This window comes from Nocardia amamiensis NBRC 102102, from assembly GCF_001612745.1.
GTDB classification, from domain to species: domain Bacteria; phylum Actinomycetota; class Actinomycetes; order Mycobacteriales; family Mycobacteriaceae; genus Nocardia; species Nocardia amamiensis.
In genome coordinates this window covers 1-6,770 of record NZ_BDBA01000321.1, presented here as the reverse complement: position 1 = coordinate 6,770, position 6,770 = coordinate 1, and the positions used below count along the sequence as shown (strand labels likewise).

Annotated in this window: 8 protein-coding genes; 7 read left to right on the top strand and 1 reads right to left on the bottom strand. The window is 68.8% G+C overall.

Annotated elements, in window-relative coordinates:
• Positions 1–6 precede the first annotated feature (6 nt).
• From NA4_RS36780 to NA4_RS36760, 5 genes are all read left to right on the top strand, one after another.
• On the top strand, positions 7–1,236 hold the full coding sequence (locus NA4_RS36780; RefSeq protein WP_067480551.1) for an Rv3212 family protein: 1,230 nt from the start codon (positions 7–9) through the stop codon (positions 1,234–1,236).
• Positions 1,237–1,375: 139 nt separating this feature from the next.
• Positions 1,376–1,888 carry a nitroreductase/quinone reductase family protein gene (locus NA4_RS36775; RefSeq protein ID WP_067480548.1) on the top strand — a complete coding sequence of 171 codons (513 nt, stop codon included), beginning with the start codon at positions 1,376–1,378 and terminating at the stop codon, positions 1,886–1,888.
• A gap of 49 nt (positions 1,889–1,937) precedes the next feature.
• Positions 1,938–2,540 carry an acid phosphatase gene (locus NA4_RS36770; RefSeq protein ID WP_157129531.1) on the top strand — a complete coding sequence of 201 codons (603 nt, stop codon included), beginning with the start codon at positions 1,938–1,940 and terminating at the stop codon, positions 2,538–2,540.
• A 410-nt stretch (positions 2,541–2,950) separates the two neighbouring features.
• Positions 2,951–3,424, top strand: a complete 474-nt coding sequence (locus NA4_RS36765) for a GNAT family N-acetyltransferase (RefSeq protein WP_067480554.1) — start codon at positions 2,951–2,953, stop codon at positions 3,422–3,424.
• Between the two features lie 5 nt (positions 3,425–3,429).
• Entirely contained in the window at positions 3,430–4,137 is a 708-nt protein-coding gene (locus NA4_RS36760) for an endonuclease V (RefSeq protein WP_067480545.1), read from the top strand.
• Here NA4_RS36760 and NA4_RS36755 read toward each other — a convergent pair.
• Positions 4,116–4,535 (bottom strand): hypothetical protein, encoded by a 420-nt coding sequence (locus NA4_RS36755; RefSeq protein ID WP_067480542.1) that lies wholly within the window; start codon positions 4,533–4,535, stop codon positions 4,116–4,118. The genes NA4_RS36760 and NA4_RS36755 overlap by 22 nt on opposite strands.
• Before the next feature lie 429 nt (positions 4,536–4,964).
• Between NA4_RS36755 and NA4_RS36750 the strand changes: the two genes are divergently transcribed.
• A complete protein-coding gene (locus NA4_RS36750) occupies positions 4,965–5,909 on the top strand; it encodes a diacylglycerol/lipid kinase family protein (RefSeq protein ID WP_067480539.1) in 945 nt (314 codons plus the stop codon).
• A 252-nt stretch (positions 5,910–6,161) separates the two neighbouring features.
• Complete coding sequence (locus tag NA4_RS36745) at positions 6,162–6,416, top strand: WhiB family transcriptional regulator (protein WP_011211115.1); 255 nt, start codon at positions 6,162–6,164, stop codon at positions 6,414–6,416.
• Positions 6,417–6,770 lie beyond the last annotated feature (354 nt).

Here is a 6,770-nt window from a genome sequence, read left to right as displayed (position 1 = left end):
GCACTCGTGCTCGCACCCGAGCGGCGGACCCGCGCCGACATCATCGCTGCCGTGGCGATCGCGGTTCTCGTGGCGATCGCTGGGGTCGTGGTCTGGGTGCGCGGAGACGCGCGCGGCACCGAATCGGTGACCGCGGCGACGACCGTGACCACCCCCGTCGCCGCCGATCGGCTGCCCACCTCGCTGCGCGAACTGTGGCACGCGCCGGACCGCGCGAGCACGCGAGCGCTCGTGTCCGGCGGCGTCGTGGTCACCGGCGAAGACGACACCGTCGTAGGCCGCGATCCTGCCACCGGCGATCAGCTCTGGAAATACCGGCGCGACCTGCCGCTGTGCGGGATCGAGGGACAGTACGGCATGGTCGTGGCGGTGTACCGCGACGACCGCGGCTGCAGCCAGACCACGCTGCTCGCCGGAGACAGCGGCGACCGACGCACCGCGCGCAGCAGTTACATGGACTCGAGCGTGCGGCTGTCGGGCGACGGCACCTACGTCCTCGCGCAGGGGCCGCGGCGGCTGGAGATGTGGCGCTCGGATCTGGTGCGCACCGTGGAGTACGGCTTCGTCGACGCGCCGGTGAATGTGAAGACCCAACCGCGCAAGGGCTGCACGCTGTTGTCGGCGAGTTCCAGTCCGTCCCGGCTCGCCGTGCTGGAACGCTGCCCTGCCGACCCTGCCAACCGGCTCACCGTGCTCAACCCGGCCCCGAAGGACAACACGGTGCCCGAAGAGTACGGCTCACATGTATTGACCGGGCCCGGAATGGATTCCGCCGACGCCGAAGTGGTCGCGGTGTCCGACAGCCGGATCGTGCTGTACCTCCCGGGCGTCACGGCGGGCACGGAGTCGCTCCCACCACGGCTGGCCGTCTACGACGGAAACGGCAACCCGCTTGTGGTGCATCAGCTTTCGTCGCCGCTGGGACCGGATGCCACGACCACCCGAATCGGATCGGCCTACCTCGTCTTCACCGGCAACAGTGTGATCGCCTTGAATGGAAGCACATTCGATCCGCTATGGACGTCGGGCGCGGCCCTCGGCACGCCCGCGCTGATGGCGGGCAAGCTGCTGCTGCCCACCAACGGCGCACTGTCCGTCGTGGATCCGGCCACAGGTGCCGAGGTCGGGCGCATCCCGGTGGAGCGGCCCGGCTACACCGGCGGGCCCATCTTCCTCGCGGTACTGGGCAACACCGTGCTCGAACTACGTGACGGAGAACTGCACGCTCTCGGCTGAACCGGGTTCGTCGACAGTGCCAGCGTCGCTATGTGATGCACGGCCGCGGTGTGGCGCGCAACCGCGAGCGCCGTACCCGATCGCGTTCGGTCGGCAGCACGGGCCCGAACTTGTCGGTGGCTCGAGGAAGACTGGTGGCATGAGCGAAATCGAGTCCTCCGCAGCGGAATCCACGCCCGCGACCACGTCCTATGACGATCCGGACGCGCCGTGGAACCAGCAGTACTCCGACGAAGAGATCGCCCAGTGGAACGACGGTGTGATCCAGGAGTTCCGCGGCAACGAGGGCAAGGTCGGCGGCGCGTACGAGGGCGGTGAACTGGTGCTGCTCACCACCACCGGGGCCAAAAGCGGTAAGCGGCACGTGGTCCCGCTCGGGCTGCTGCGGCGCGGCGAGACCTTGTACCTGAGTTCGTTCATCGAGGGCAAGTACCCGGCCTGGTACCACAACGTCAAAGCCGATTCTCGGGTGACCATCGAGTTGGGTTCGACCACCTACCAGGGCACGGCGCGGGTGCTGGAGGGCGCCGACTACGAGGAGTTCGCGGGCTGGGTGCTGGCGAACAATCCATTGCTCGCGGACTACCAGGCCAAGGTCACGCGTCCGTTGCCGCTGGTCGTGCTCGAACTCGGCGAGCCGATCCAGGCGTGATCCGCCCCGGTGCGGGCGGTGCCGCGTGGTCGTGACCATGATGGGAGGCATGTCCGCACACGATGGCGCCCGACTGGTTCTGCTCCGGCACGGCGAAACGACCTGGTCCCGCGAGCGGCGCCACACCGGTCGCACCGATCTGCCGCTCACCGAACACGGCGAACGGCAAGCCGAGGCCGCCGGACGCCTGCTGACCACGTTGAAGCTGCGAAATCCGCTGGTGCACACCAGCCCTCGGCAACGCGCGGTGCGCACCGCGGAGCTGGCCGGGCTCACCGGCGCCGTGATCGACGCCGATCTCGCCGAATGGGACTACGGCGCCTACGAAAGCCTGACCACCCCGCAGATCCGCGAGTCCGCGCCCGGCTGGACCATCTGGACCGGCGAGGTTCCCGACGGCGAGAGCGCGGATCAGGTCCGCGCGCGAGCCGACCGGGCACTGGCCGCCGCCGAGCCGGTCCTCGCGGAGCGGGATATCGTGCTGGTTGGGCACGGCCACTTCTCCCGCACGCTGATCGCCCGATGGGCGGAATTCGAGGTCAGGGAGGGCCGCCGTTTCGCCATGTCGACCGGCGCGCTGACCGTGCTCGGCTACGAACACGACGCGCGCACCATCCACGCGCACAACCTGGTACCCAACGGAGCACAGTGACCCGAACCGTCGACCCCGCAAACGGTGCGACCGATCCGAACGCAACCGCGCCTAGCGAAACCAACGCAACCGATCCGGGCGCGATCGACACCGAGCCCACCGCCACGGACGCCAGTGCCACCGGACCGAACGCATGCGAGCCTGGCGATCCCGATGCGACCGGTCCCCGCGCCGCGACCGACAACAACGCCACCGGCTCCAGCGCAACCTCGTCCGGCTATCCCAACCCAGCCGGTCTCGGCGCGACCGACGCCGAGCCCACCGCGACCGACGCCGGCGCCGTCGATCCGAACGCAATCGAGCGGGGCGATTCCATCGCAACCGATCTCGGCGCGCCCAAGACCGGCGGTCCCGTCGCGACCGACCTCAGCTCCACGGATCCGGACGCCGTTGATCTCGGCGACGCGGTCTTGCGCCGCGCCGTCCCGTCCGATGTGCCTGGCTTGGTCGATCTCGTCTACGACCTGGCCGACTATGAGAAAGCGCGACACGAGTGCTCGGTGACGGCCGAGCAGTTACATGCCGCGCTGTTCGGGCCGCAGCCGAAAGTGTTCGCGCACGTGGTGGCGGACGAGACGGGTCTGCTCGGCTGCGCCATCTGGTTTCTCAACTTCTCCACCTGGGACGGCGTGCACGGCATCTATCTGGAGGACCTGTATGTCAAGCCGCAGACCAGGGGCAAGGGCTACGGCAAGGCGCTGCTCACCGCGCTGGCGAAGGAGGCGGTGGACCAGGGCTACAGCCGCGTCGCCTGGTCGGTGCTGACCTGGAACAAGCCCTCCATCGACTTCTATGAGTCGATCGGCGCCGTGGCCCAGGACGAATGGGTCGGCTACCGGCTGGCGGGCGAGGCGCTCGGCAAACTGGCCGCCGAGGCGCCGTAGCGCGGATGTCCTGGCTCGCACGGCTCGACCGAGCGTCTTGGCCCGCCACCGCGGCGGCGGCCATGGCGATGCAGGACGATCTGCGGCCGCTGGTCGATCCGGTGACGCCGCCTGGAACTCGGTTCCGCACGGTAGCCGGCCTCGACTCGGCCTACCACGACACCGGCGCCGTTGCCGCCGCGGTCGTCGTCTTGGACGCGACGACGCTGCGCCCGGTATCGTCCGCCGTCGCGCACGGCGTCGCCGCCTTCCCCTACGTGCCCGGCCTGCTCGCCTTCCGCGAGATCCCGACCACCCTCGCCGCGCTCGAAAAGCTCGACACCGCACCGGATCTGCTGATCTGCGACGGACAGGGACTCGCCCACCCCCGCCGCTTCGGCCTCGCCTGCCACCTCGGACTGCTGACCGGAGTACCGACGATCGGCGTGGCGAAAACCGTCTGGGGCGATTACGCGGAACCGGGCCCGCACCGCGGTGCGGCCACCGACATCACCATCGACCGCGAGGTGGTCGGGCGCGCGCTACGCACCAGAACCGGCGTCAAACCGGTCTTCGTCTCCGTCGGCCACCGCATCGACCTCGACACAGCCTGCGCGCAGGTGCTCGCCGTGACCCCGCGCTACCGACTGCCGGAGACCACCAGGCACGCCGACCAGCTGTGCCGTGCGGCGCTGGGCGATGCCGCCCGGACCTACTCCGGTTCCACCCCGTAGTCCTGCGCCATCCAGCGCGTGGATGGCGGCGCGAACAGCAGCACGAGCGCGCTCACCGCGACCAGCCCGAGCAGCGTGCCGTAGACCGGCTGGTGGGAGTCGGTGAGCAGCGACCAGGTCACCGGGAGCAGCAGCAATTGAGCGATGACGGCAATGGAGCGGCCCCAGCGTTTGCCCAGCAACAGTCCGACGCCCGCCGCCAGCACCGCGCCGCCGAGGATGCCGAACCAGGCGGCCGTGCCGTAACCGCTGGTCGCGGTCTGGTCGTGGCCGAGCAGCCCGCGCACCACCAGCACGATCGCGACCACCACGGCGACCACCCCTTCGAGCGTCACCAGCCCGCCGGCCGCCCGGACCGTCGACGGCACACCCGCCGAACCCGCACCCTTGGCGCTCACGACCGCCCCTCGCTGACGCTCGGCTGGATCGTGCACGTCCGCGCGCTGTGCCCTCGGCGCACTCGCTGACACTCCGGTACGCCCGCGTCTACCCGACGCTTCGCCCCCTCGGCCGCGACCACACGCTGTAGTCCGATTTCCCTCGATGACACGCTCATGCCTCCACCTCGCCGGCGCTCACTGCCAACACGAGGGCGAGCGCGGCTGTGTCGATGGTTCGCTCGCTCCGCTCAGTCATGCCCCCACCCCGCTGGCGCTCACTTCCAACACGAGCGCAAGTGCGGCTGTGTCGACGGGTTCGCTCACTCACGCGGCAAGCCTACGACCCGGAGGACCAGGACTCGCCCCGGCGTAGACCGATGGTCGCGTCCGGCATGGGCGCCGCTCGCCGCTTTCCGGCCCGTGCCAGCGGCCAACTAGGCTGCGAACGTGCGGACGCTGCTGATCGTGAACCCGAATGCCACCTCGACGACGCCGGCGACCCGGGACCTGCTGGCGCACGCGTTGGAGAGCCGCACCCAGCTGACCGTTGCGCACACCCAGCACCGCGGCCACGCGGCGGAACTGGCCCAGTGGGCAGCGACCAATGAGATGGACCTGATCGTCGTGCACGGTGGCGATGGGACGGTCAACGAGACCATCAACGGCTTCCTTCCGCTGCCCGAATTGGACGACGGCCAGGCCTGGCTGCCGCGCTTGGGCGTGATCCCCGGCGGCTCGGCGAACGTCTTCGCCAGGGCGCTGGGCATCTCGCCGGACCCGGTGACCGCAACCAACCAGCTCATCGACCTGCTCACGGTGGATTCCGATCGCCGCATCGGCCTCGGCACGGCGGACGACCGCTGGTTCTGTTTCAGCGCGGGCGTCGGATTGGACGCCGATGTGTGTGAGGCGATCGACGCCAGCCGCGCGCGCGGCCGCACTGCCACGCCCGCGCGTTATGTTCGAACAACTGTGCGACAATTCTTCCGGGCAAAACGCAACGAACCGAGCGTTCGCGTCGAAATTCCCGGCCTGGAATCCGTGGACAGGGTGCATTACGCATTCGTTACGAACACCACACCCTGGACATACTTGAACGCCACACCGGTGCACACCAACCCCGGAACCCGCTTCGAATCGGGGCTCGGCGTGTTTGCCGTGCGGTCCATGGCGGTGCTCCCGACGCTCCTGCTCGCGCGTCAACTTCTGATGCCCAACGGAAACCCCAAGTCGCGCAATTTATTTCGCGAAGACGACGTTCCCACCGTACGAATCGAGTCCAAAGAACCCATCGGCCTGCAAATCGATGGCGACTTCATCGGGAAGCGCAACGTGGTGGATTTCACCGCGGTGCCCGACGTCCTCGCCGTGGTCGCGCCACAGCCACGCTGAGCACGAAACGCCGCGAAAAACATCGCGGTTGTGCTGCGAAAACCAGGTAGAGCGAGTACAAAGGACCGGGCAGGCTCCCCATGTGGGGGCCTTTGGAGCGTGACCTTCCCCACGGTGCACCGCGTGCCTATTGACATCTACGGTGTTCGTGAAAGCATTCACAAGCAACCGTGCGGAAACATTCGAGTCGCACAAGTGAACGAACCACAAACCATAGGCGCCGTGTGCGGCGCCCAGCAAAGGAGCAGAGGAATGGACTGGCGCCACAAGGCCATCTGTCGCGATGAGGACCCCGAGCTGTTCTTCCCGGTGGGTAACAGTGGTCCGGCGCTCGCGCAGATTGCCGATGCCAAGCTGGTCTGCGCTCGCTGCCCCGTAACCGCCGACTGCCTGTCCTGGGCCCTGAAGTCCGGACAAGACGCCGGCGTGTGGGGTGGTATGAGCGAGGACGAGCGCCGGGCGCTGAAGCGCCGGAACGCGCGCACCCGCACCCGCACCGTCGTCTGAGACGAACCCCTTACCGGGCCATCCAGCAGCCCGGCCCGGTAAGCATTTTCAGCCCGGCACCCCAGGTGCCGGGCTGTGTTGCGTCTCGGGCCGAAATGCATTGCGGCGCTGCGGGTCCGCCGCGCCACAGGCGGCCCGACACAACCGCAATCACCAGATGCCGCGATTACGGCGCGCCGGCACCGCACTGGCCCCACTCCCTATTTCGAGCGCAGCGAGACCGAGCATTCCCCGTTCGCGGCCCGGCTCGCGTCCGAGTGGCCGCCGCGTCCGCGACGCAGTCGCCAGCGGCGGTCGCTCGGACGCGAGCCACAGATGGGCCGCGAACACGCAGCGCCGCAGGCGCTGCAAAAC

Coding starts and splice junctions, on each gene's coding strand:
- NA4_RS36775 (WP_067480548.1), top strand. CDS start 1,376: ATGAGCGAAATCGAGTCCTCCGCAGCGGAATCCACGCCCGCGACCACG.
- NA4_RS36770 (WP_157129531.1), top strand. CDS start 1,938: ATGTCCGCACACGATGGCGCCCGACTGGTTCTGCTCCGGCACGGCGAA.
- NA4_RS36760 (WP_067480545.1), top strand. CDS start 3,430: ATGTCCTGGCTCGCACGGCTCGACCGAGCGTCTTGGCCCGCCACCGCG.
- NA4_RS36745 (WP_011211115.1), top strand. CDS start 6,162: ATGGACTGGCGCCACAAGGCCATCTGTCGCGATGAGGACCCCGAGCTG.